The organism is Paraburkholderia aspalathi (genome assembly GCF_905220735.1).
GTDB lineage: Bacteria > Pseudomonadota > Gammaproteobacteria > Burkholderiales > Burkholderiaceae > Paraburkholderia > Paraburkholderia aspalathi.
This window is the reverse complement of record NZ_CAJNBA010000003.1, coordinates 669,557-692,213: the sequence shown is the minus strand read 5'-3', so window position 1 is coordinate 692,213 and position 22,657 is coordinate 669,557. Positions and strand designations below refer to the sequence as shown.

Below are 22,657 nucleotides of genomic sequence, written 5' to 3'. Positions count from 1 at the left end.
ACGTGCGAGTCCAGGAGACCCGATGAAAGTTGCAGCCCGTCGCGGGGTAAGTGCATGGGACACGGCGCGAGGCGCGGCTCATACGCGTGCCGTTCCTGTTACGCACACAACCCGAGCCGCACGCGCCACGCATAGCATGCACAGCGTATTCGTAGCGCTGGTCGCGTTCGGCGCGGCATCGCTCGCCTGCGCCGCTCAAGCGGACGAACTCACCGGCACGCTGAAGAAAATCCACGACGATGGCGTGGTCGTACTCGGCGTGCGAGAAGCGTCGATTCCCTTCTCCTACTTCGACGGCACGCGCACGGTCGGCTACTCGCAGACCATCGCGCTGCAAATCGTCGACGAAATCAAGAAAACGCTCGGCCTGCCGCAACTGAAGGTGCACGAAATCACCGTGACCTCGTCGAACCGCACGCCGATGTTGCTGAACAACCAGATCGATCTGGAATGCGGCTCGACCACGCATACGGTGGAACGCGAAAGCGCGGCCGCGTTCTCGAACAGCTTCTTCCAGTACGCGGTGCGCATGATCGCGCGCAAGAGCAGCGGCATTGCGGATTTTCCGGATCTGGCCAGCAAGACGGTCGTGACGACCGCGGGCACCTCCGACGAGCGCCTGCTGCGCCGCCTGAACACCGAGAAGCATCTGAACATGCGCATCACGAGCGCGCGTGACCATGCGGAAGCATTCAGCGCGGTCAAGGACGACCGGGCCGTGGCCTTCGTGATGGACGAGCCGATCGTGTACGGTTTCAAATCGACCGACCCGCACCCCGAAGACTTCGTGGTAACCGGCACGCCGCTCGGCTATGAGGTCTACGCCTGCATGTTCCGCAAGGGCGACGAGCCGCTGCGCACGCTCGTGAACGGAGTGATCGCACGCGGCCAGCTTGCCGGCGACGCCGAGCGTCTATACAACCAGTGGTTCACCCAGCCGATTCCGCCGCACGGCATCAATCTGAATTTTCCGTTGTCGGAACAGAACCGCACGCTGTTCGCGCATCCGAACGACCGCGCGCTCGACTGAGCGTGTCGGCCGTGCGCGTGGCGGGTACGGGTGGCGGCTAATGCCAGCGCCACAGCCCGAACAACCCATCCACCGCGCTATAGCGTTCGATGCAGTTCCGCGAGTGAAAGCGTGGTCTGAAAAAGCCGTGTGAGACTGCGGCTCGCATACCGCTCGACTTCGTCCGGTGCGGTCCAGCGATATGCGTCCATTTCGGGAATCAGCGTGCCGTCGGAGCGGCGCGGAAACAGCGACGTGCAGATGCACGAAGACAGATCGAGTTCGTCGGCCGTCGCACGCGCCGCGAACAGATGCAGATCCTTGTCGCGCCGGTAGACGAACAGTCCGAGATCCTTCAGGCGGCCGGCTTCGATCACGATACCGGTCTCCTCGACCATCTCGCGTAACGCCGTGACGTGTGGCGCCTCGCCCTCTTCGCCGTGCCCTTTCGGAATGTCCCAGTGAGACGTTTCGGTGGCGTGCGCGAGCAGCACCCGGCCGTCCGGGTCGAGCAGCACGATGCCGCACGAGACGACCCGCGCGCTCATCGACGCAATGCGCCGCAGGGGCGCACGGCTTCAGGCTGCGCCGGCGGCAAGCCGGCGCGCATTGTCATACCCGCCCGCACGCTCAGTGCTTTTTCTGCAATTGCCAGTTGCCGCTGCCCTGTTTGCAGAACTGCGGACGCAGGTTCATCGACTGCCCTTTCGCATTCAGCACGACGCCGACGTCGCGGCAGGTGCGTTCGCCATCCTTCGCGGTGCTGGCGATGCTGATCGTTGCGTCGATCTTCACGCTATTGCCGGTGCCTTCATTGACCCAGCTCACGCTCTCGCCGTCCTGCTTGTCGTTCAAGGCAGCGAACACGGCGTTCTTGATCGAGTCGACGTCGCGTTGCTTCATGTAGCTGATCGGCGTGTCGTTCAGAAACCCGAGGTTCGCCGCTTGCGCACCGATGGCGCCGCCAAGCAGCAGGCCACCGACGGTCAGGTGAAACAGGGCACGGGGTCGCATCGACATGAAGGGTTCTCCTCGAAGAGTGGTTCGGCGGTCTCGAGCGCGCTCACGGCAGCTCGTGATCTGGACCCCAAAAGCATAGCATGTCGCCCTCGAAGTAGCCGCCCGGATGCGGCGTCGCAACGGCCTACGGCAACGTGTAGCGACCAGCTCCCTGCTCTGGGGAACGAACTGGCGCGACGACCGCTCAGACTTTTTAGGACGCGTCTCATATCTTCTTATGGAGCGTTTTCTTAAGATAGGTCTGTTGCGCTGTAGCGCTGATCAAGCTTCCACTGCCGCCCTATGGACATCTCGTCTGCTCTCGAAACCTTCACCGTCGCGCTCGCGCTCTTTTGCGTCGCGCTGGTGCCGTTCGCCATCGGCCGCGATCCGGGTCTTGCGCGGCGCATCGTGCGAATGGACAGCCTCCCTCGCGCACGCTGGCCAAATCTGCTGACACGCGCCGGCATTGCCTGCCTCCTCGTGTCGTTCGCACTTCTGCTGGTCGGCTGCTATTACATCATTGCCGGCGCAGGCTACTGACCCCGCCCGCGGCGGCACATGCCGCTCAACCGGCCACGCGCCCATCACCCGGCGATCAATTCGCGGCTGCTTGATTTCCCGCTTTATTTCCCGCCTTATATCCATCCGTGAGCGTATTCAAAAACGCCACCACGTCCTTGATTTCAGCCTCGTCGAGCACCGGTTTGTCACCCGGCTTGCGATCGAACGGCGGATCGGTATTCAGGTTGGTCCAGTAACGCTGCGGCAGATCGTCGAACTTCTGCACTTTGCCCTTCACGACCGGATAAAACTTTTCCGGGTTTGTGTCGCGTTGCGCATAAAAACGCACTGCCTGATCCAGCGAATGATAGATGCCGTTGTGGAAGAAACTCTTCTTCAACGCGACGTTGCGCAGCGTCGGCGTGCGGAAGATGCCGCAGAACTCGGCGCGGCCCTTCAGGTCGGTACGCTCCGGCCCGCATGCGCCGAGGTCGTAGAAATGCGGATCGCGATTCACCTGCAGCGCACGGTTGCGCGGCACGCCGATCGCAATCAGACCGAAGTCGCTGAACTGTGGGGGCGCACCGTCCATGGTGCGCTGGCTGATGTGGCAGCTCGCGCAATTGCCCTTCTTTTCGTCGTTAAAGACTTCCAGACCGTGTAGTTCGGCCTTGGTCAGTTGCGTTTTGCCCGCCAGATACGCGTCGTACTTGCTGGTGTACGGGTAGAAAATCTCCGGCGCCTGTTCGAAGGTTTCCAGCGCTTGCAGCACGGCGTTGAAGGTGGCTTCGTCGCTATCGAAAATATGCGCGCCGAATGCCGTGCGGAAAGCCTCCGCATACGGCGCGGCCTTCACCGCCGCCGTGACCTTCGCCGGTGTGCTGCCCATTTCGAACGACGACAGCAGCGGAATACGCGCCTGGTCCGAGCCGCGGTCGACCCGCCCGTCCCACGTCAAGCCGCCGGTCGGCCCGGCATCCACGCTCTCATCGCCTTCGTCGTCCGACTCGTGATAGTGCTCGGCGAACGCCGGCACCGACTGCAGGTACTTGAGCGTCGGCGCGGCGCGCATGCCGGTGCGGTGCATATCGTTGCCGCCCAGTTGTACCGACAGCGAATTCGCCGGCGAAAAGCCGTGATCGGGGCTGTGGCACGACGCGCAGGCCAGCTTGCCCGAGCCGGATAGCGACGCGTCGAAGAACAGTTGCTTGCCGAGGGCCGTCATCTGCCGCACGGATTCGTAGACTTGCGCGCGGGTCTGACCGGCTTCATGGGCCGCCACCTTGACGGCAGAGGCCGGCGTAGACGTGGACGTGGACGCCGGCGACGCACTCGCCTGGGTCCCAATTTCGGCCTTGGCTCCCGCTGTCTGCGAGCCTGCATCACACGCGGCCAGCGTCACGGTCATGGCCGCGAGCGCCATCGCCAGCACCGCGCCAATGCCCAGCGTCCCCACGCGCCGCCATGCCTGCGGCCGAACCGTCGTTTTTCGAATCCCCGCGAGACCAGGCCGCATATGAATGATGTGAGTTTGCGATATTGAAGTCCGCGAGCGTATTTCATCGACATGTCGTTTAAATGACATACAGCCGACGAAAATATCGAAACCCAAGCTATTCGTAATTAGTTACATGTTTCTGTCAAATTCCTTGTTCAAACTTTCGCTCGCGGCCATCCGTGTAAGCAATGCACGCGGCCCGTCCCCAACGCGAGAGAGAGAACACATACCAAATGAACAAGAAACTGATCTGCGCGGCGCCTATCGCGATCGCGGCAGCGTTGAGTCTGTATGCGTGCGGCGGCGACAATGTCACCGCGCCACCGGACATCACGTCGATCAAGACGGTCGTGGTGATCTACGCGGAGAATCGCAGCTTCGACAATCTGTACGGCAACTTCCCCGGCGCCAACGGTCTGCAGAACGTGACGGCGGCGAGCGCCACACAGTTGGACCGCAACGGTACGGCGCTCGCGACGCTGCCGCAAGTGTGGAACGGTCTGACCCAAACCGGCGTGACGCCGGTCGTAACGCAAGCGATGACGGCCAACCTGCCGAACAGCCCGTTCGCCATCGACGACCCGAATGGTTTCAACACGCCGATCACCGCCACGACGCGCGATCTGTATCACCGCTTCTATGAAAACCAGATGCAGATCAATGGCGGCAAGAACGACAAGTTCGCCGCGTGGGCGGATTCCGGCGGCCTCGTCATGGGTCACTACACGCTCAACGCGGACAAGCTGCCGTTGTGGAAAATCGCCCAGCAATACACGCTGGCCGACAACTTCTTCATGGGCGCGTTCGGCGGTTCGTTCCTGAATCACCAGTGGCTGATCTGCTCATGCACGCCTGCTTATCCGAATGCGGACAAGAGCCCGGCAGCCGCCTCGATCTCGTCGGTCGAAAGCGACGGCGTCACGCTGAAGCTCGCGACCAACTCGCCGGCTTCGGCGCTGAGCGGCCCGCCGAAATTCGTGCTGTCAGGCAACCTGACGCCTGACTTCTACGCGATCAACACGATGCAGCCGCCGTATCAGCCGAGCGGCAACAAGGCGGCTTCGGGCGGCGACGCCAACCTGGCCGACCCGACTTCGGCCACCACGTTGCCGGCGCAAACGCAGCAGCACATCGGCGATCTGCTGAACAACGCGAAGGTGTCGTGGGCGTGGTACGGCGGTGCGTGGGGTGCGGCGGTCTCGGCGGCGCAAACCGGCGCGACGAATGTGATCTACGGCGCGAACCTGACGGCGCCGAATTTCCAGCCGCATCACCAGCCGTTCAACTACTTCGCCGATCTCGCACCGGGTTCCGCGAACCGTTCGCAGCATTTGCTCGACGGCGGCCTGGCAGGCTCCGAGTTCATCAAAGCGATCGACGCCGGCACGCTGCCGCAAGTGTCGTTCTACAAGCCGCAGGGCAACCTGAACGAGCACGCGGGTTACACCGACGTCGCCTCAGGCGACCAGCATATCGCCGACGTGATCTCGCATCTGCAGAAAAGCCCGCAGTGGAACAACATGCTGGTGGTCGTGACCTACGACGAAAACGGCGGCTTCTGGGACCACGTCGCGCCGCCGAAGGCCGACCGTTGGGGTCCGGGCACGCGGATTCCGGCGCTGATCATTTCGCCGTTCGCAAAGAAGGGTTTCGTCGATCACACGCAGTACGACACGACGTCGATCCTGCGTTTCATCACGCGCCGTTACTCGCTGCCGACGCTGCCGGGCATCTCGACGCGCGATGCCGCGCTGGTCAGCAACGGCAGCAAGCCGATGGGCGACCTGACGGCCGCACTGAACGTCAGGCAGTAATCCGTTAGCAACGACCCGCCTGACGGTGGAATCTTGACGGGGCAGCTTCGGCTGCCCTTTTTTGTGTTCGTCGCACGGATCACCCCACGGCGCGCGCGACTCGTTATCGACGCAAACAGCGACACAACGCGTTTGCACGACCGGCGTATGCTTCGACGCAGGACTCGATCATTCCCGCCGATGGCGGCTCGAAACCCATAGCAACGTGTTGCAGGCTTGCCCACCTATTCAGGAGTTCGACAGCATGACGGAAAAAATCATCAAGGTACCCGGCCCCGATCATCCGATTACGATCGAGCCGGACAAAGCCCACGTGGTGGTGACGGTCGCCGGCCGCGTGATCGCGGACACGCGCAATGCACTCGTGCTGCGCGAGGCGGCGTATCCGCCGGTGTATTACATCCCGCGCAATGACGTCGAGATGACGCTGCTGGAACGTACCGATCACGCAACGTATTGCCCATACAAAGGCGATTGCGCGTACTACAGCATTCCGCTTGGCGGCGAGCGGGCAGTGAATGCGGTCTGGACCTACGAGTCGCCCTACGCGCCCGTGAAAGAGATCGCCCAGCATCTGGCGTTCTATCCGAACCGGGTCGATTCCATCGACGTGCAACCGGCGGAGTAAACGGCCTCGCGCGCATCGCAGCGGTGAGGCTTCGATGCGCGGCGCAAGGCTTTTGAAGTACGGCAGGAGGGACTCGAACCCCCCACCCTCGGCTTAGAAGGCCGATGCTCTATCCAGCTGAGCTACTGCCGTATTGACGTGAGGCGATGCAAACACAAACGTGACCAACCTGCATCGCCCGCAATGAGAACCCGTAGAGGGCATTGGAACCTGTGCTGTATGACCGCCACAGGGTTCATGGGATACCGAAATTCTAACTGACCGGGCCGGGGACTGTGGAAATCCGATCCGGCACACGGCAACCCTGATCGGCAATCACCACGCCGCATCACAAAACAAACGGGCCCGACTCGTTGAGCCGGGCCCGGATTATAACCGATCGCTTCTTACCCGCCAGTCGCGCGCCAGCACGTGGCGGGCTGTAGCGGGCATTCCGAGCGCAATCAGACCGGCTGCGGATGCAGCATGAACCAGCCGAGGAACACGATCCCGGCGATCACGCAGTACACGCCGAACGAAGCCAGACGTCCGCGGCCTTCGAAATAACGCATCAGGAAACGCACGCTGAGATACGCGGCAATTGCGGTCAGCACGCCGCCGAGCAAGGCATCGGCGAGCTGGTCCGGAGCATGAAACAGTTTCGGCAATTCGAGCACGCCGGCAGCGAAGATGATCGGCGTGCCGAGCAGGAACGAGAACTCGGCGGCCTTCTCGGTCGTCAGGCCGGCCGCATTGCCGGCGATCATCGTCAGACCGCTGCGCGAGAAGCCCGGAATCAACGCGCCGATCTGCGCGAGACCCACGAAAAACGCCTGACGGAAGGTCAGCTTCTCCGGCGCCAGATGCGCGCGTGAACGTTGCAGGCGATCGCCAAACCACAGCAGCACGCCGTTTACGATCAGGGCGGCTGCGACAATGCGCAGATCGTGAAAAATCAGTTCGAGACGTTTCTCAAGGATCAGCCCGACGAGGCCCGCCGGAATCGTGCCGATGATGAGCGCCCACATCATGTGCGCGTCGTCGTTGCGACGGCCGCCGAACGAAGCGAAGAAGCCACGCACCAGCGCGCACCAGCGCTTGCGGAAGTACCACAGCAGCGCGAACGCCGTACCGAGGTGCAACGCGACGAGGAACGGCAGCAGCTGCGGCGCGTGCTTGTCGATATGCATGCCGAACAGGCCAGGCACGAGCAAGGTGTGGCCGAGGCTGCTGACCGGGAACAGTTCGGTGACGCCTTGCAGCACGCTCAGGAAAATCAGAAACGACAGGTTCACGCGGCGGTCCTTGTAAGGAAAATGTCGGGGAACAGCGCGCCGCACAAGGAAATCGACGACGCGTCAAAAGCGCACCGATTATGCCTGGCTGCAAAGTCAGCGCCAAGCGTTTGAACCGCATTCGGGGAAATATTGATGCGCTGCGTCACAACTGGAAACGGTTGTTACGTCGCAGCAAAAGAAACAGAGCGCCGCCGGTGGCCGCCCTGCGTTCATGAGAAATTCAATGTACTGATGCGCGAGAGTTGCGCCAGGTCCGTGGTACTAGACCCGTTACCAGGCCCGCATTGACGGCCCGGCAGAAGGCGAAGCAGATGGCTGGACTAGCGCTCGAGCTTGTAGAAAAAGTAGACCGTGCTTGCCGCGAACATGCCGAACAGCGCCACACCCATTGCCATTGCGAGATCCATAAAGCCTCCTGAGCCGATCTCTCCCGGTCGTTGAAGGGACCGGGCAGTCAGTGGATTATCGACAAGGATAGTGCTTCCCGGCCACCCGCAATTTCCCGAGAAGGGTTTCCCCGTAGCGCAAAGCAGCGCAAAATCGTTGCTTCGCGAGCTGTTATGCAGCGCCATTCGAACGTTCACAACCCGCCTTCGAGCCGCGCTCAATCCACGTTTGAACGTCACCTAACCTTTTCTCAACCAGCCCATCGACCATGCCCCTCTCCCCGCAACAGGACATTCTCGAGATCGCCCAGGACGCCTCCGTGCTCCGTTTCTCGCCGCAAGCCGGTGGCCGTCTTTTGTCGTGGATCATCGACGGCGAGGAGGTCATTCATTGGCCGGAGAACGCCGACTGGAGCCAGCCTGCCAGGATTCGCGGCGGCAACCCGTTGCTGTTTCCGTTTCTGGGCCGGCATCGCGTCGACGGCAAGATCGGCTTCTGGCGTGACGCAGAAGGCACGGTGCGCGAATTGCCGATGCACGGTTTCGCACGCGACCTGCCCTTCGAAGCCCACGCCGACGTAAACGGCGCCGGTTTGCGCATGACCCTCGCCGACAGCGACGCGACGCGTAGCGGCTACCCGTTCGGCTTCCGTTTCGAAGCGACATACCGGCTCGTCGATACGCATACGCTGGAAGTCATGCTGAGCACCGCCAATACTGGCGACACGCGGCTGCCCTACTACGCCGGTCATCACTTCTATTTCACGCTGCCGCACACGCAGCGCGCCGAGACCTCGCTGGAACTGCCGCCCACCGAACGGTGCTACCAGCAGAGCGACGGCTCGATCAGCGCAACCGAGCCGGGCGCGGCCCGCTACACGCTCGACGAGGCGCGCATTCTCGACCGCTTCCATTGCCTCGTCGGTGTGCCGGACCAACCGGTGCGGCTCGTCGCGCCCGGACTGAACCGGGTCATCACGATCGATCTGCAACGGCCGGATTCGGTGCCCTGGTACGCGGTCACGACATGGACCGAAGCCGCTGAGTCGGACTTCTACTGCGTCGAGCCGTGGTTGGGTCTGCCGGATGCGATCCACAACGGCCTGGGACTGCGCTGGCTCGAACCGGGACAAACCGAGACGGCCACACTGCGTATCAACGTCAGCAAGCTGCGCTGAGGGCAGGTTTTCCCCTCTTCGCGACGTAACGGGTTACGCGGCTTTTCGCCGCGTTCCCGCCTTGTGCGCCCGCCTCGACATCCGTTTTTCGGATGCTGCAGCGCAAAACCGTTAGAATCGGACGCTTTGCATCTACCTGCCGCGTGATCGGGATCGGCGCGTGGCAGCGCTTTGCGAGGTCCAATGCTTAACACAACAAGAATGAAACGGCTCGCCTGCGTGTCTTTGCTGGCGGTGCTTGCCGCCTGCGGGTCCGCTCCGGTGGGGCCAGGCTTTTACCGCGTCGAACGGGGCGATACGCTGTCGAAGATCGCCCGCAGCAGCCGGCAACCGGTGCAAAACATCGTGCGCTGGAACAACCTGACCAACCCGGACAGCATCGAGGTTGGACAGGTGCTGCGTGTCGCGCCGCCGGGCAATGTGGCGTCCACAGGTGGCGCCGCGGGTGGTGCAACGCGTAGCAGCGGTGCAGGAAGCGCGAGCGCTTCGGCGGCGCCCCGCGCGGCACCCGCCGATAGCGCGCCGTCGTCGGCACCGGCTCCGTCGATCTCGCTGATTTGGCCCGCTGACGGCACGGTGATCCGGCGCTTCGACGGCTCCAATTCGAAGGGCATCGATATTTCGGCGGCGGCGGGCACCCCGGTGGTTGCCGCGGCATCCGGCACGGTGGTCTATGCGGGTAACGGCTTGCGCGGTTACGGCAACCTGCTGATCCTCAAACACAACGCCGACTATCTGACGGCCTACGCGCACAACCGCGTGCTGCTGGTGAAGGAAGGCCAGTCGGTCGCCCGCGGCGATAAGATCGCCGAAATGGGCGACACCGACACCGACCGTGTCATGCTGCACTTCGAACTGCGCTATCAGGGCCGCTCGATCGACCCGTCGCGGGCACTGCCGGCGCGCTAGCCGCCCGGCTTCGGGCACGCGCCCTGCAACAGCAGTCAAGGGAACCGCGCGTGCTATAAAACGCCCAATCCCATGCATGACGCGGCTACACGCCGCGTCTTCCCCTGTTATCTGTAAGGAATCTGCAATGAAGAGCGCACTGGCGTCTTTAACAACGGCCGCGGCGATCGGCCTCGGCCTGCTGACGCTCGGCAGCCTCGGCGGCTGTTCCAGCACCACCACCATGACTTACCTGCCGAGCGGCGATACGGGCTTTGCGATCAACTGCAGCGGCAGTGACGCGAGCTCCAGTTGGGCCGAGTGCTACAAACGCGCGGGTGAGGTCTGCGGCAACTACGGCTACGACGTCGTTTCGAAGGACGTCGACAACGGCGCGACCTCGGGCGGCTCGGTCGGCGGAATTTTCGGTGCGAACGTCAAGAACCGGTCGATGGTGGTTCGCTGCAAGCAGTAGAAAGCAAACCGGTAACGCAATAACGCAGGCGTTAAGGCCGCTCGATCTGGCGGCGGCGCCAGCGGCCAGAGCGCGGATTGACGCGTGCGGCGAATGCGAACAGCCCGCCGAGCGCAATTGGCCAGAGAAAAAAAAGCCCGGCACGAGGCCGGGCTAACGGGGGTTCGGCGCATATCGGCAAAGGACCGGTTCACCATGCGCCAGAAGGAAATCTAACAACCCCCTTTTACAAGCGCAATCTATTAATTTCGCGGGCAATGTGACGCGGCGTACGGAGTCCGCATTACGTGAAGAGAAAATGTCGGAAATAGGCGAGGTAAATAGCCTTGTCTGCCCCGTATGAAACCTCATAAAAGCGGCAAGTCTAAGTCGTGCGCGTAGTTCGCCAGGCCTTATAAATCAATCACCTACCCGCGCACTACCGGAAAAGCCTGATGAAAGCCCACTGTTCGATTCCCGCCAGCCCCGCCCAGCATGATCCGGACGCTTTATGTATTGCGAACCTTTAGTGCGCCAACGCACCATACAGATACATTAGCGATTATCGAGCGGCACGAATAAGAAATCACGTTTCTTCATAACAAATTCGCGAATAGCGAATACATTAAAAATCTTCAAATCCGCTGACAAATTGCGAGCTTGAAAATCGACTGCAGTTAATGAATCAAAGATTAGATGATAAGCACAGGCATTGATTCGTTCAAGCTGGCCGAATGGCTAAAATCGGCCAGCTTGCAGCGCAATCACATCACTCGCAGGCCCAGCTCGGTCACGAGCACCGCCGCCTGCTGATGCGAAATCGTCGCGCCCTTGAACAGCGCCGCATCGACGAGCCGCACGCCGCTCAGATCCGCCTCACGCAGGTCCGCGCCGTCAAAGCGCGCGCCTTTCAGATGGGCATCCTTCAAGCTGCCGCCGTCGAAGATCGCCTCGCGGAAATCGACGCCGGCCAGATCGGCGTCGGAGAAATCGAGTTGCTGGAGAGTGGCCTTGCGAAACGACAGGCCGCGCAAATGCGCACCCACCAGCAAGGTCTCGACAAAGCTCAAGCCGAGCGCCGTACAGGCTTCGAAATTGGCGCCCGTCAGCTTGCAGCTGTGGAACGACGCCGAGGCAAGCTTGGTGCGCCGCCAGCTGGTGTTGTTCAGATCACTCGACTGGAACGCCGCATCGACCAGATCGGCTGACGCGAAATCCGCCTGGCGGCCGCGGCAACGAACCCAGCGCGTGTGCGACAGCGTCGCGCCGAAAAACGACGTTTCGACGATCGTACAGCGATGAAACTCAGCGCCGCGCAGATCGAGTCGCGACAGATCGGCGCCTTCGAAATCGCAGTCGGTGAAATGGAGCGGCTCTCTATTGCCGCCCAAGCTCGCAGCAATGAGGCGCTCCACATCGGTGCGCGTGAGTGTGGCGTCCGCCACTACACAAGCTTGCGCGCCCGCAGCGCGCGCCGTTGAATCCAGTGACATGAAGGTTCAGAATGAATTTTGCCGAAAGACCTCAAGCGTACCGGAACGCGCGCCGCCCTGGCGATCCGCGCCGATGGTTTATAGTAACGGCCCCGTCAGAACCCGCTCACGATGACTTCCAACGACGCCACCCATAGCCCGCTGTACGCCCAGCTGCTCGCCGAAACCGCCAAAATCGGCTGGACCGAACTCGAACGTTTTTTCGCGCGCGGCATGCTGCTGCGCGTCGCACGCGACCTCGATCTGGTGAGCGTCGCCGAAGCCATCGCCAGCGACGACACCACGCAGGTCACGCAATGGCTGTCTTCGGGCCTCGTCGAACGCGTGCAGGCGGAAACCGCCGCCGATTTCGCCGCGCGCGATCCCGACCTCTGGGCAGTAGTCGTCTCGCCATGGGTGTGCGTGCAGGAACGTAATTGAGCGACCCCGCGCACGCCCCGAAGGAAGTCCCCTCGGGGAGCGGTGCGAGCGCGACGGCTCCCGCCGTCCCGGTGCACTGGCACCGCCGGGTGATGACGCTGGCGTTTCCCATCGTCCTCGCCAATCTCACCCAGCCGATTCTCGGCGCAGTCGACACCGCCGTCGCCGGTCATCTGGACGGCGCGTCCTATCTCGGCGGCGTCGCGCTTGGCGGCCTGTTCTTCAACTTCGTGTTCTGGGGCTTCGGCTTCCTGCGCATGGGCACCACCGGCCTCGTCGCGCAGGCGCACGGCGCGAGAGACCAAGCCGAGCTGCGCAATAACGTCGTACGTGCATTGTTGCTGGCGGCGGCGATCGGCGCTGCGGTGCTTCTGCTGCAGGCGCCGTTGATCGATTACGCATTGCGCGTGATCGGCGGCAGTGAGGCGGTGCAGCGCCACGCGCAAATCTACTGCCACGCGCGTATCTGGGCCGCGCCGCTCGCGCTCGGCAACTACGTAGTGCTCGGCTGGCTGCTCGGTACGCAGCAGGTGCGGCTTGCGCTGCTGTCGCAAGTGTTCATCAACAGTGTGAACATCGCGGCGGTGCTGTTGTACGTGTACGTATTCGATTGGGGCGTGGCCGGCATCGGCGCGGCCACGGCCACTGCCGACGCACTCGGCTTCCTGTTCGGCGCCGCGTTGTTGTGGCACGGCCGGCCGCGCGGTTTGCCTGCGCTGAACCGCGCGGCCCTCTTCGACGCTGCGGCCCTCAAGCGCCTCGTGGTGTTGAATCGCGATATCTTCGTACGCACGCTCTGTCTGCTGTCGTCGTTCGGCTGGTTCGCGCATCTCGGCGCGAAGCAAGGTGACGCCACGCTCGCCGCCAACGCACTGCTGCTCAATTTTCAGACCTTCATGGCGTATGGCCTCGACGGCTTCGCTCACGCGGCTGAGGCGCTGGTAGGCGCTGCGATCGGCGCGCGCGACCGGCACGCTTTCGCGCAGGCCATCAAGGTGACGGCACTGTGGTCCGCGCTCGGCGCGCTGGGCTTCTCGCTGGTGTACTGGGGCGCGGGCTCATGGGTCATCGAAGGTCTGACCAATCAGGCCCTTGTGCGCGCCACGGCCGAAACTTATCTGCCGTGGGCCGCGCTCTTGCCGGTGATTTCAGTGTGGGGCTTTCTGCTCGACGGCGTGTTCATCGGCGCCACGCGCACGCATGAGTTGATGACGTCGATGGTGGTCTCGTTCGCGGTGTTCGTGGCGGCCTCGTGGGCCTTGCTGGCGCTGTACGGCAACCACGGTTTGTGGGCCGCGATGCTGATCTTCATGGCCGCGCGCGGTGTGACGCTCGCGCGCTTTTTGCCGGGTGTCATGCGGGGCATGGCGGTGGCGGCGGTCTGAACGACAACGCCGCACACGCAGCACATCGTTACGGCTTGAAACAAGCGCACACATATCACGCGTGCGCGTCGCCCTAGAATGATTGCAGCCCGCGCCGTTCGCGCGAATTCTCTGCGCGGGTCAGAAGCGCCGACGTGCCCGCGCCGGTGCTTCGCTTTCATTCCCTAAAAGCGCTCAGGGCGCGGGCGCCATGACGGGCGGACGGTCGTCGGTAGGCACACCGTGATAGTCGACAGGATCTTTCGGCGGCGGGCCGCCATGATGGCCGGAAGGATCGTTGGCACAGCCGGCGAGCCCTGCAGCCAGCATCAATACAATCAACAAAACGCGGTTCATAGACTCTCGAAACAGAATGACAATAACGGCAACGAAGCGCCGAGAGTCTACCTGCAATTCACATTCGACGATGTCGCGGCAGGCCGCGTCACCCTGCTACCCCTGCCATTTTGTTACGCGTGTCCTACTATAGAGGCACGGCTGCGTGTCATAGGAGACTGCCATGGACGCTGAATCGATCGCAGGTCTGATCGGACTTGCAATAGGCCTGCTCGTGCTGCTCGCACTGTCGATTTTCGAATCGAGAACCTACCGGCGCGAACATGACGGCGAAGGCATGCTGCATCACTGGATCACGCACCAGCACATGCCGCACTGGATGCGTCGCCGGCATTGAACAGATAAACCGGCGCGCCACACTGGCACCTTTTTTCACCCCGGCGCAATTCGTGATTGACTCTGGCACCCAATGCCACGTAGAATCTCGGATTCGTCGGAGCGTAGCGCAGCCTGGTAGCGCATCTGATTTGGGATCAGAGGGTCGAAGGTTCGAATCCTTTCGCTCCGACCACGAAAAGCAATACGAAACCCGCGTAGCCTTCGGCTTCGCGGGTTTTTGCTTTTTGGGCGCGAGAGGTTCACGCGAACTGATGTGACCGTTCGGCACGCGCCATCGCCTTGCGCCCTCACAAGCTCGCATGCGACAGTGATTGAAAACCCGGCGCTGTTATCCACGCCGCAACCAGAGTCAAGGAGACACACATGAATCTGATCCTCTGGCGTCACGCCGAAGCCGAAGATTTCGCCGCTAGCGATCTCGCCCGCGCACTCACCACGCGGGGCCGCAAACAGGCGCAAAACGTCGCCAAATGGCTGCGCACCCGCCTGCCCGAAGACGCTGTGGTCCTCGCGAGTCCTGCGGTGCGCACCATCCAGACCGCGGAAACCTTGAGCGACCAATATCGCGTGGTGCGCGAACTCGCGCCTAACGCCAGCGCAGACGATGTGCTCGAGGCCGCCGGCTGGTCAAAAGGCATCGCACCGACTGTCGTGATCGTCGGCCATCAACCGACGCTCGGCCACGTGGCGGCACGTTTGCTCGGCAACAGCGGGGCGAGTTGGCCATTGAAGAAAGCCGGCCTGTGGTGGATCGAAAGCCGTGAGCGCGACGGCGACGACCAGGCCGTGCTGCGCGCGGCGATGAGCCCCGATCTGATCTGAGGCGATCAGCTCACGCAACCTGGTACTCAAGAGGCCCTGTTGCGCCCGCCACTCCCACGGGTCGCGCGGAAACAACACATGACCTGCCCTACCCACGACATTACAAGCCGCGCGCACGCAGCTTACGGGCAGTCATCCAATCGTCACAGCTTTGCCATGCGAGCGTCACCAGGCGTTACTACATTGGCGAAAAAAGAAATCTCCCTTTTTTCGACCAGGACGCCACATGCGAGAACTGCCGACGCCCACCCTGCCCCTGGCTTCGATCTTCGAAACGCGCCGCCTGCCGCGCGCCGAAGAGACAGTCACCGCCCAGCATCGCCTGCAAGTGACGTGGGCACGCACCGACGAGCAACTGCGCGAAGCCCAGCGTCTGCGCTACCGTGTATTCGCCGATGAAATGGGCGCCCGTCTGACGGGTCCGGCCGGCCTCGACGTCGATGTGTTCGATTCGTACTGCGATCACCTGCTGGTGCGCGATCTCGACACGCTGAAGGTGGTCGGCACTTATCGCGCGCTGCCGCCGCACCAGGCCGCCCGTATCGGCCGCCTGTATGCCGAAAGCGAATTCGACGTGTCACGTCTCACGCACCTGCGCGCCAAGATGGTCGAAGTGGGCCGCTCGTGCGTGCACCCTGACTATCGCAGCGGCTCGGTGATCATGTCGTTGTGGGCAGGGCTCGCCGCGTACATGAAGCACAACGGCTACGAGACGATGCTCGGCTGCGCGAGCGTCGCGATGGTCGACGGCGGCCACTACGCGGCGAATCTTTACTGCTCGCTGCGCGACAACGCGATGACGGCGCCGGAATATCGCGCGTTCCCGCACACGCCGCTGCCGGTGGAAGAATTGCAAACCGGCGCCGACGTCGCACCGCCGCCGCTGGTGAAGGGCTATCTGCGCCTCGGCGCGAAGATTTGCGGCGCACCGGCCTGGGATCCTGACTTCAACACGGCCGACTTTCTGACGCTGTTGCGTCTGACGGATATCAACGCGCGTTATGCGCGGCACTTCCTCGGCGACGCAACACCGCGCTGAATTGAACTGAGTGGCGCACGCGAGCCGCCCGGCAGATTCAACCGGCGGCTGAGCGACTGAAAACCGAAGCGCATAAAAAAAGCCCGGCTAATCCGCCGGGCTTTTTCATTTACCGCGCATGATGCTCAATCGTCCGTATAAACCACGCGATAGGGAATGCCGACCTTCTCCCATTCCGCGGCTTCCTGGATCAGGCTGTAATCCGTCAGCGGATTGTTAGCCACCCACTCGTTCGGCAAACGCACTTCGTAGCCGCCGTTGACCTGCGCAACCGCGATACCCGGCAAGCCGACATCCGCACGCCGGCGGCACAGCAGCGCCGCGAGCCGCAGGCAGAACAGCAGCGGCCATTCCACTTCGCGCGTTTGTGAGAGCTTGCCGAGTTTCCCCGCGTGGCCGAGCACCAGCGCGGCGAGCCGCGCCTGGTCGGTGCGCGAAAAGCCCGGCATGTCGGCGTTGCTGGCGATATAGGCGGAATGCTTGTGATAGGCGCTGTGCGAAATCGACAGGCCGATTTCATGCAAGGCCGCGGCCCAGCCGAGGAACATGCGGTTCTCGGCGCGGCGTTCTTCATCCGGTTCGGCAAACTGGTCGTAAAAACGCACCGCGAGTTCACCGATACGCCCGGCCTGCGCGCGGTCCACACCGTAACGGCGCATGAAGCCTTCCACCGTCACCGTGCGCATGTCCTCGTGTTGCGAACGGCCCAGCAAGTCGTACAGCACGCCGAGGCGCAGCGCACCGTCTGTCGTATCGACGTAGTCGACGCCGAGTTCGTCGAACACCGCGATCATGATCGACAGGCCACCGGCCAGCACCGGAATACGATCGCCCTTCAACGCGACCAGCTTCAGACGATTGACGTTTTCCGCCTTGATCAGCGCGCGCTTGAGGCGCTCCAGCCCACCGCGCGAGATGCCGTGCGTGACGCCCGGATCGTTGAAGCCATTCGCCTCGACGAGTTCGGCGAGCGCCCGCGCGGTGCCGGACGAGCCAATCGCCTGTTCCCAGCCGGTTTTCTTGTATTCGGCGGAAATGATCTGAATTTCACGGCTCGCGGCGAGTTCGGCCTGGCGCATCGTGTATTCGTCGACATTGCCCGCCGGGAAGAATGCGCGGCTGTGGCTCACGCAGCCGATATACAGGCTCTCCATCTTGATCGGCGTGTAGTGCGAACCGATGATGAATTCCGTCGAGCCGCCGCCGATATCCACCACGAGACGCTTGCCCGCGCTCGCGGGCACGGAGTGTGCAGCCCCTGCATAAATCAGGCGCGCTTCTTCACGCCCGGCGATCACTTCGATAGGAAAACCCAGCGCGGCTTGCGCTTCGCCGAGAAACTCGCCCGCGTTCTTGGCGATGCGCAACGTATTGGTGGCGACGGCGCGAACATGATCGGGATGAAAGTCGCGCAGGCGTTCGCCGAAGCGCTTGAGCGCGTCCCAGCCGCGCACTTGCGAGGCGCGGTCGAGCATCTTGTCGCGCGACAGGCCGGCCGCAAGGCGCACCGGCTCGCGCAAGGCGTCGACCTGATAAATCTGGCTGCCCGCGTCGGTTTCCTCGACCCGGCCCACGATCAGGCGGAAGCTGTTCGAGCCGAGATCGACTGCAGCGAGGAGTTGTGGAGTAGTGACCATCGAGTAAGCGGACTCCATGCGCGCGAGCGCGGCGGCGGTGGATGCGAAAGGTGCCGGATGCCCACCCGATGCCTTGGGCGCCTTGTGGCCGGCCGCGCTGTTCAAAGACGCCATTCTAAGCGTACCGGACCTCACGATGTCGCCTCGCAGTAATGGGGGTGCCCTATGGTCCCACACACACTGCGTCATAATTACGACACGCAATGAATACGGCGTAGAATTTATAACTTCGAGAATGTCATAACAACGTCATCATACTGTGAGAATTTCCGAGCGTCTTTACGTCTCCCTTCCTGACATTCCATTCTCGCTGCCGATGTCCATCCGCTACCCCTTATTGAATCGCGAGCTGGGCATTCTGGGTTTCAACGAGCGTGTGTTGGCACAAGCTGCCGACCCTGCCGTCCCTTTGCTCGAACGCCTGCGTTTCATCTGCATCACCAGTAGCAACCTCGACGAATTCTTCGAAGTCCGCATGGCCGGACTGCAGGAACAGATGCGCGACAACCCGGGCGCGCTGTCGCCGGACGGCATGTCGCTGCAGCACGTGTACGACCTCGTGGTCGAGCGCGCGCAGAGGCTCGTGCATCGCCAGTACACCATGTTGCACGACACGGTGCTCACCGCGCTCGAAGCAGAAGGCATCTATTTTCACGGCACTGAAGCGTGGAACGAAGCGCAGACCGAATGGGCGCGCAATTACTTCTTCGACGAACTGCTGCCGGTGCTCACGCCGATCGGCCTCGATCCGGCTCACCCGTTTCCGCGCGTGCTCAACAAGAGCCTGAACTTCGTCGTCGAACTCGAAGGCAAGGATGCGTTCGGCCGCCAGGCGATGATGGGCATCGTGCAAGCGCCGCGCGCCTTGCCGCGGCTCGTGCGCATGCCGCAGGAACTGTCGGGCTATCCGCATGGTTTCGTGCTGCTGAGCTCGTTGCTGCAGCGCTTTGTCGGCGAGCTTTTCCCGAACCTGGTGGTGCGCACCTGCAACCAGTTTCGCATCACACGCAATAGCGAACTGTTCGTCGACGAAGACGAAATCACCAATCTGCGTGTCGCGCTGCAGGGCGAACTGCCGGCGCGCCATCTGGGCAACGCGGTGCGGCTCGAAGTGTCGGCGGAGACGCCCACGCATGTCGTGCGGCGCCTGCTCGACGAAAGCGGCCTCACCACCAAGGATTGCTATTTCGCGGACGGTCCCGTCAATCTGGTGCGGTTGATGCAATTGCCGGAGATGGTGGACCGGCCCGACCTGAAATTCGTTCCGCATATTCCAGCGATCCCGCCGCAGATCGCCAACAGCACCAGCATGTTCGACGTGATCGATCAGGGGGACGTGCTGCTGCATCATCCTTATGAGAGCTTTCAACCGGTGCTCGAGTTGCTGCTGCAGGCAGCTAAAGACCCGAACGTGATGGCCATCAAGCAGACCATCTATCGCACCGGCACCGACTCGCCGCTGATGGATGCGCTGATGCAAGCGGCGCGCAACGGCAAGGAAGTGACGGTGGTGGTCGAACTGCTCGCGCGCTTCGACGAAGAAACCAACATCAACTGGGCGTCGCAGCTTGAAGCGGTGGGCGCGCACGTCGTGTACGGCGTGGTGGGCCACAAGTGCCACGCGAAGATGATGCTGATCGTGCGGCGTGTCTCGTCGGGCGGCAGGACCACGCTCAAGCGTTACGTGCACCTGGGCACCGGCAACTATCACCCGCGCACCGCACGTCTTTACACTGACTTCGCGCTGATGACCGCGGATCAGAAGATCTGCGAAGACGTGCACCACGTGTTTCAGCAACTAACCGGTATCGGTGGTGAACTGTCGCTGCACGAGTTGTGGCAGTCGCCGTTCACGCTGCATCCGAAACTGGTCGAAGCGATTCGCGCGGAAGCCGAGCATGCGCGCGCCGGCAAGAAAGCGCGCATCGTCGCGAAGATGAACGCGCTGCTCGAACCGACCGTGATTGCCGAGCTGTACGAAGCGTCACAGGCGGGCGTGAAGATCGATCTGATCGTACGTGGCGTGTGTTCGTTGCAACCGGGTGTGCCGGGTTTGTCGGAGAACATCACGGTGCGCTCGATCGTCGGGCGTTTCCTCGAGCATCACCGCATCTTCTACTTCTACGACGGCGGCAAGGAACAGGTGTATCTGTCGAGCGCCGACTGGATGGACCGTAACTTCTTCCGCCGTGTGGAAGTGGCGTTTCCGGTCAACAACCGTCGCTTGAAGCGGCGTGTGATTGCTGAAGGGCTGTCGGCCTTTCTCGGCGACAACCAGTCCGCGTGGCTGATGCAAAGCGACGGCCACTATCGGCGCCGCCGGCCGGGCAAATCCTCGCGCAATGCGCAGATGAGTCTGCTAGGGAAATTCTGTTCGTGAGTTTGTGATTGCCTGATTGCGTTCACGCTCCGCTGAAGCAAGCGGCGCTGCGCATAAAAAAAAGCCCGCCTTGTCTTGCTCCAGGCGGGCTTTTTTTCAGACCAACGTTTTCAAACCGGTGCCGGTTGCCGACGCGCCGTGCGAAACACCGGAAAACGCACGGTGAACGTGCTGCCACGTCCCTCTTCGCTCTTCACGTCGAGCTGCGCATCGTGCCGTTGCAGCACATGCTTGACGATGGCGAGACCCAGGCCCGTGCCGCCTGTATCGCGCGAGCGGCTACGGTCGACGCGATAGAAGCGCTCGGTCAGACGTGGAATGTCCGCGGCTGGAATCCCCAGGCCGCTGTCCGTAACCGAAAACACTGCACTGCCGCCGTTGGCCTGCCAACTCACCTTGATCGCACCGCCGTCCGGCGTATAGCGGATCGCATTGGTCACGAGGTTGCCCAGCGCGCTGAGAATTTCCGTTTCCACGCCAGTGACGGTGAGCCCTTCGTCGGCGTCGAACGCGATCTTGTGATGGTCGCTCGACAGGCTTTGCGCGTCGTCCCGCAGATGCCGCAGCACCGCGCGCATATCGATCATCTGATCGCTCGGCGGCTTGTTGTCGCCTTCGAGCTTCGCGAGCACCAGCAAGTCGTTGACGATATGGCGCATGCGCGAGGCCTGCTGTTCCATCAGTTCGAGGTAGCGCCCGCGCTCGGCTTCGCTTAGCGGCAGCTCCCGCATCGTCTCGAGAAAACCCGACAACACAGTCAACGGCGTCTTCAATTCATGCGACACGTTGGCGACGAAGTCGCGCCGCATCGCGTCGGTACGCTCCAGCTCGGTGATGTCCTGCGACAGCACCAGCTTGCGATTCTCGCCATACGGAAACACTTGCACCGACAGCACGTTCTGGCGCTTCTCGCCCATGCCGCGCATGATCAGCATCTGCTCGTAGCGTTGCGAATTCAGATAGCGCACGAAATCGGGCTGACGCACGAGATGCGTGATGTGCTGACGCAGATCTCGTTTCGCATCGAGCCCGAAATGGAGTTCGGAGATCGCGTTGCACCACTCGATCTGATCGTGGTCGTCGAGCATCGCCACGCCGTTCGGCGACGCCTGGATCGCCTGGATGAAACGCGAATGCTGCTGCTCGACCTGACGCACCTGCGCATGCCAGCGCTTCGCGAGCTTATGCAGACGGTAGTAGATTTCGCCCCAGATGCCGGGGGCGCTCGGCACTTCGCCGTAGACCGGGGCGTCGAGCAGGCGCCACAAACGCTGCTTGTGGAAGGTGCTAAAGAAGCTCTGCGCGAGCAGCATGACGATCGCGAGGGCCAGCCCTGCCTTGACGTTCAGGAGTGCGCCGACCACCACGCACAGAACAGCCAGCAGCACGACCGACACGATGGAGCGCGCCCAGATGATGTTCATGTTCTAGCGATCGAAGAGAAAAGTGCTACCGCAAAGTCACGCGCTCTTCGCGAGACGGTAGCCGCTGCCGCGTACCGTCTCAATCATAGCATCGCACCCGGCCGGCTTCAGTGCCGCGCGCAGACGCTTGATGTGCACGTCCACCGTGCGCTCTTCGACGAACACGTGGTCGCCCCACACCTGATCGAGCAACTGCGTACGGCTGTGCACGCGCTCCGGGTGCGTCATGAAGAAGTGCAGCAGACGAAATTCCGTCGGGCCGAGATCGAGCTTGATCTCGCTGCCTTCGGCGTGTGCGGCGACGCGGTGCGTTGCCGGATCGAGCTTCAGGCCGTTGATCGCGACCAGGTCTTCGGTCAACTGCGGCGCACGGCGGCGCAACACCGCCTTGATACGCGCCATCAGTTCCTTCGGCGAAAACGGCTTGGTGACGTAGTCGTCCGCGCCGATTTCGAGGCCGAGCACCTTGTCCTGCTCATCGCCACGTGCGGTCAGCATGATGATCGGGATGTGCTTGGTGCGCTCGTTGTTGCGCAGATCGCGAGCGAACGCGATGCCCGACTTGCCCGGCAACATCCAGTCGAGAAGCACGAGGTCGGGCAATACGTCGCTGATCAGGTTCTGCGCCTGCTCCGCGTTGTACGCGCGAATCGGGCAGTGTCCGGCGTGTTGAAGATTGACCGAAATCAGTTCGGAAATGGCGGGCTCATCTTCAATGACGAGAATGCTGCTGGGCATCGGCACCTC

The 22,657-nt window shown here is 62.3% G+C and carries 22 protein-coding genes and 2 tRNA genes; 14 read left to right on the top strand and 10 right to left on the bottom strand.

Features of this window, described 5'->3' with window-relative positions:
* The first annotated feature begins 136 nt into the window (after nucleotides 1–136).
* The gene (locus tag KHO30_RS22075; RefSeq protein ID WP_093640274.1) at nucleotides 137–1,030 is read left to right on the top strand and encodes a transporter substrate-binding domain-containing protein; all 894 of its coding nucleotides are present in this window, start codon (nucleotides 137–139) and stop codon (nucleotides 1,028–1,030) included.
* A gap of 77 nt (nucleotides 1,031–1,107) precedes the next feature.
* On the opposite strand, the gene KHO30_RS22070 is transcribed toward KHO30_RS22075, so the two are convergent.
* Nucleotides 1,108–1,557: an NUDIX hydrolase gene (locus KHO30_RS22070; RefSeq protein WP_211702291.1), complete on the bottom strand. Its 450-nt coding sequence runs from the start codon at nucleotides 1,555–1,557 to the stop codon at nucleotides 1,108–1,110.
* An 82-nt stretch (nucleotides 1,558–1,639) separates the two neighbouring features.
* The gene (locus KHO30_RS22065; RefSeq protein WP_093640280.1) at nucleotides 1,640–2,029 is read right to left on the bottom strand and encodes an RT0821/Lpp0805 family surface protein; all 390 of its coding nucleotides are present in this window, start codon (nucleotides 2,027–2,029) and stop codon (nucleotides 1,640–1,642) included.
* 282 nt (nucleotides 2,030–2,311) lie between these two features.
* On the opposite strand from KHO30_RS22065, the gene KHO30_RS22060 reads away from it, so the two are divergent.
* Entirely contained in the window at nucleotides 2,312–2,551 is a 240-nt protein-coding gene (locus KHO30_RS22060) for a hypothetical protein (RefSeq protein WP_093640283.1), read from the top strand.
* Nucleotides 2,552–2,606: 55 nt separating this feature from the next.
* On the opposite strand, the gene KHO30_RS22055 is transcribed toward KHO30_RS22060, so the two are convergent.
* Nucleotides 2,607–4,028 carry a cytochrome-c peroxidase gene (locus KHO30_RS22055; protein WP_211702289.1) on the bottom strand — a complete coding sequence of 474 codons (1,422 nt, stop codon included), beginning with the start codon at nucleotides 4,026–4,028 and terminating at the stop codon, nucleotides 2,607–2,609.
* A 215-nt stretch (nucleotides 4,029–4,243) separates the two neighbouring features.
* Here KHO30_RS22055 and KHO30_RS22050 point away from each other — a divergent pair, with 215 nt between their 5' ends.
* A complete protein-coding gene (locus KHO30_RS22050; RefSeq protein ID WP_211702287.1) occupies nucleotides 4,244–5,824 on the top strand; it encodes an acid phosphatase in 1,581 nt (526 codons plus the stop codon).
* Between the two features lie 244 nt (nucleotides 5,825–6,068).
* A complete protein-coding gene (locus KHO30_RS22045; protein ID WP_093640291.1) occupies nucleotides 6,069–6,452 on the top strand; it encodes a DUF427 domain-containing protein in 384 nt (127 codons plus the stop codon).
* A 58-nt stretch (nucleotides 6,453–6,510) separates the two neighbouring features.
* Here KHO30_RS22045 and KHO30_RS22040 read toward each other — a convergent pair.
* Both KHO30_RS22040 and KHO30_RS22035 read right to left on the bottom strand, forming a co-directional pair.
* Nucleotides 6,511–6,584, bottom strand: a tRNA-Arg gene (locus KHO30_RS22040).
* A 311-nt stretch (nucleotides 6,585–6,895) separates the two neighbouring features.
* Nucleotides 6,896–7,726, bottom strand: coding sequence for an undecaprenyl-diphosphate phosphatase (locus KHO30_RS22035; protein WP_093640294.1), 831 nt, complete (start codon nucleotides 7,724–7,726; stop codon nucleotides 6,896–6,898).
* Between the two features lie 658 nt (nucleotides 7,727–8,384).
* Between KHO30_RS22035 and KHO30_RS22030 the strand changes: the two genes are divergently transcribed.
* From KHO30_RS22030 to KHO30_RS22020, 3 genes are all read left to right on the top strand, one after another.
* On the top strand, nucleotides 8,385–9,293 hold the full coding sequence (locus KHO30_RS22030) for an aldose epimerase family protein (protein ID WP_211702285.1): 909 nt from the start codon (nucleotides 8,385–8,387) through the stop codon (nucleotides 9,291–9,293).
* A 183-nt stretch (nucleotides 9,294–9,476) separates the two neighbouring features.
* Nucleotides 9,477–10,202: a peptidoglycan DD-metalloendopeptidase family protein gene (locus KHO30_RS22025; RefSeq protein WP_211702283.1), complete on the top strand. Its 726-nt coding sequence runs from the start codon at nucleotides 9,477–9,479 to the stop codon at nucleotides 10,200–10,202.
* A 127-nt stretch (nucleotides 10,203–10,329) separates the two neighbouring features.
* Nucleotides 10,330–10,656 (top strand): hypothetical protein, encoded by a 327-nt coding sequence (locus KHO30_RS22020; protein ID WP_093640302.1) that lies wholly within the window; start codon nucleotides 10,330–10,332, stop codon nucleotides 10,654–10,656.
* A gap of 743 nt (nucleotides 10,657–11,399) precedes the next feature.
* On the opposite strand, the gene KHO30_RS22015 is transcribed toward KHO30_RS22020, so the two are convergent.
* Nucleotides 11,400–12,128: a pentapeptide repeat-containing protein gene (locus KHO30_RS22015; RefSeq protein ID WP_200652464.1), complete on the bottom strand. Its 729-nt coding sequence runs from the start codon at nucleotides 12,126–12,128 to the stop codon at nucleotides 11,400–11,402.
* Nucleotides 12,129–12,239: 111 nt separating this feature from the next.
* Here KHO30_RS22015 and KHO30_RS22010 point away from each other — a divergent pair, with 111 nt between their 5' ends.
* Nucleotides 12,240–12,548, top strand: coding sequence for a DUF2288 domain-containing protein (locus KHO30_RS22010; RefSeq protein WP_093640308.1), 309 nt, complete (start codon nucleotides 12,240–12,242; stop codon nucleotides 12,546–12,548).
* 92 nt (nucleotides 12,549–12,640) lie between these two features.
* Nucleotides 12,641–13,933 carry an MATE family efflux transporter gene (locus KHO30_RS22005; protein WP_244864106.1) on the top strand — a complete coding sequence of 431 codons (1,293 nt, stop codon included), beginning with the start codon at nucleotides 12,641–12,643 and terminating at the stop codon, nucleotides 13,931–13,933.
* 174 nt (nucleotides 13,934–14,107) lie between these two features.
* Here KHO30_RS22005 and KHO30_RS22000 read toward each other — a convergent pair whose 3' ends face one another.
* Nucleotides 14,108–14,269 (bottom strand): hypothetical protein, encoded by a 162-nt coding sequence (locus KHO30_RS22000; protein WP_166618273.1) that lies wholly within the window; start codon nucleotides 14,267–14,269, stop codon nucleotides 14,108–14,110.
* 163 nt (nucleotides 14,270–14,432) lie between these two features.
* Here KHO30_RS22000 and KHO30_RS21995 point away from each other — a divergent pair, with 163 nt between their 5' ends.
* From KHO30_RS21995 to KHO30_RS21980, 4 genes are all read left to right on the top strand, one after another.
* Complete coding sequence (locus tag KHO30_RS21995) at nucleotides 14,433–14,606, top strand: hypothetical protein (RefSeq protein WP_166618274.1); 174 nt, start codon at nucleotides 14,433–14,435, stop codon at nucleotides 14,604–14,606.
* A gap of 97 nt (nucleotides 14,607–14,703) precedes the next feature.
* A tRNA-Pro gene (locus tag KHO30_RS21990) sits at nucleotides 14,704–14,780 on the top strand.
* 191 nt (nucleotides 14,781–14,971) lie between these two features.
* Entirely contained in the window at nucleotides 14,972–15,430 is a 459-nt protein-coding gene (gene sixA / locus KHO30_RS21985) for a phosphohistidine phosphatase SixA (protein ID WP_200618402.1), read from the top strand.
* Nucleotides 15,431–15,656: 226 nt separating this feature from the next.
* A complete protein-coding gene (locus tag KHO30_RS21980; protein ID WP_054036277.1) occupies nucleotides 15,657–16,469 on the top strand; it encodes a GNAT family N-acetyltransferase in 813 nt (270 codons plus the stop codon).
* Between the two features lie 125 nt (nucleotides 16,470–16,594).
* Here the strand turns inward: KHO30_RS21980 and ppx are convergent, their stop codons facing one another.
* Nucleotides 16,595–18,220, bottom strand: coding sequence for an exopolyphosphatase (gene ppx, locus KHO30_RS21975; protein ID WP_093640350.1), 1,626 nt, complete (start codon nucleotides 18,218–18,220; stop codon nucleotides 16,595–16,597).
* A gap of 202 nt (nucleotides 18,221–18,422) precedes the next feature.
* Between ppx and ppk1 the strand changes: the two genes are divergently transcribed.
* The gene (gene ppk1, locus KHO30_RS21970) at nucleotides 18,423–20,486 is read left to right on the top strand and encodes a polyphosphate kinase 1 (protein WP_211702281.1); all 2,064 of its coding nucleotides are present in this window, start codon (nucleotides 18,423–18,425) and stop codon (nucleotides 20,484–20,486) included.
* A 110-nt stretch (nucleotides 20,487–20,596) separates the two neighbouring features.
* Here ppk1 and phoR read toward each other — a convergent pair whose 3' ends face one another.
* Together phoR and phoB are read right to left on the bottom strand one after the other, a co-directional pair.
* The gene (gene phoR, locus KHO30_RS21965) at nucleotides 20,597–21,910 is read right to left on the bottom strand and encodes a phosphate regulon sensor histidine kinase PhoR (protein WP_211702279.1); all 1,314 of its coding nucleotides are present in this window, start codon (nucleotides 21,908–21,910) and stop codon (nucleotides 20,597–20,599) included.
* A gap of 36 nt (nucleotides 21,911–21,946) precedes the next feature.
* Nucleotides 21,947–22,648, bottom strand: a complete 702-nt coding sequence (gene phoB / locus KHO30_RS21960) for a phosphate regulon transcriptional regulator PhoB (RefSeq protein ID WP_028199153.1) — start codon at nucleotides 22,646–22,648, stop codon at nucleotides 21,947–21,949.
* Nucleotides 22,649–22,657: the final 9 nt, after the last annotated feature.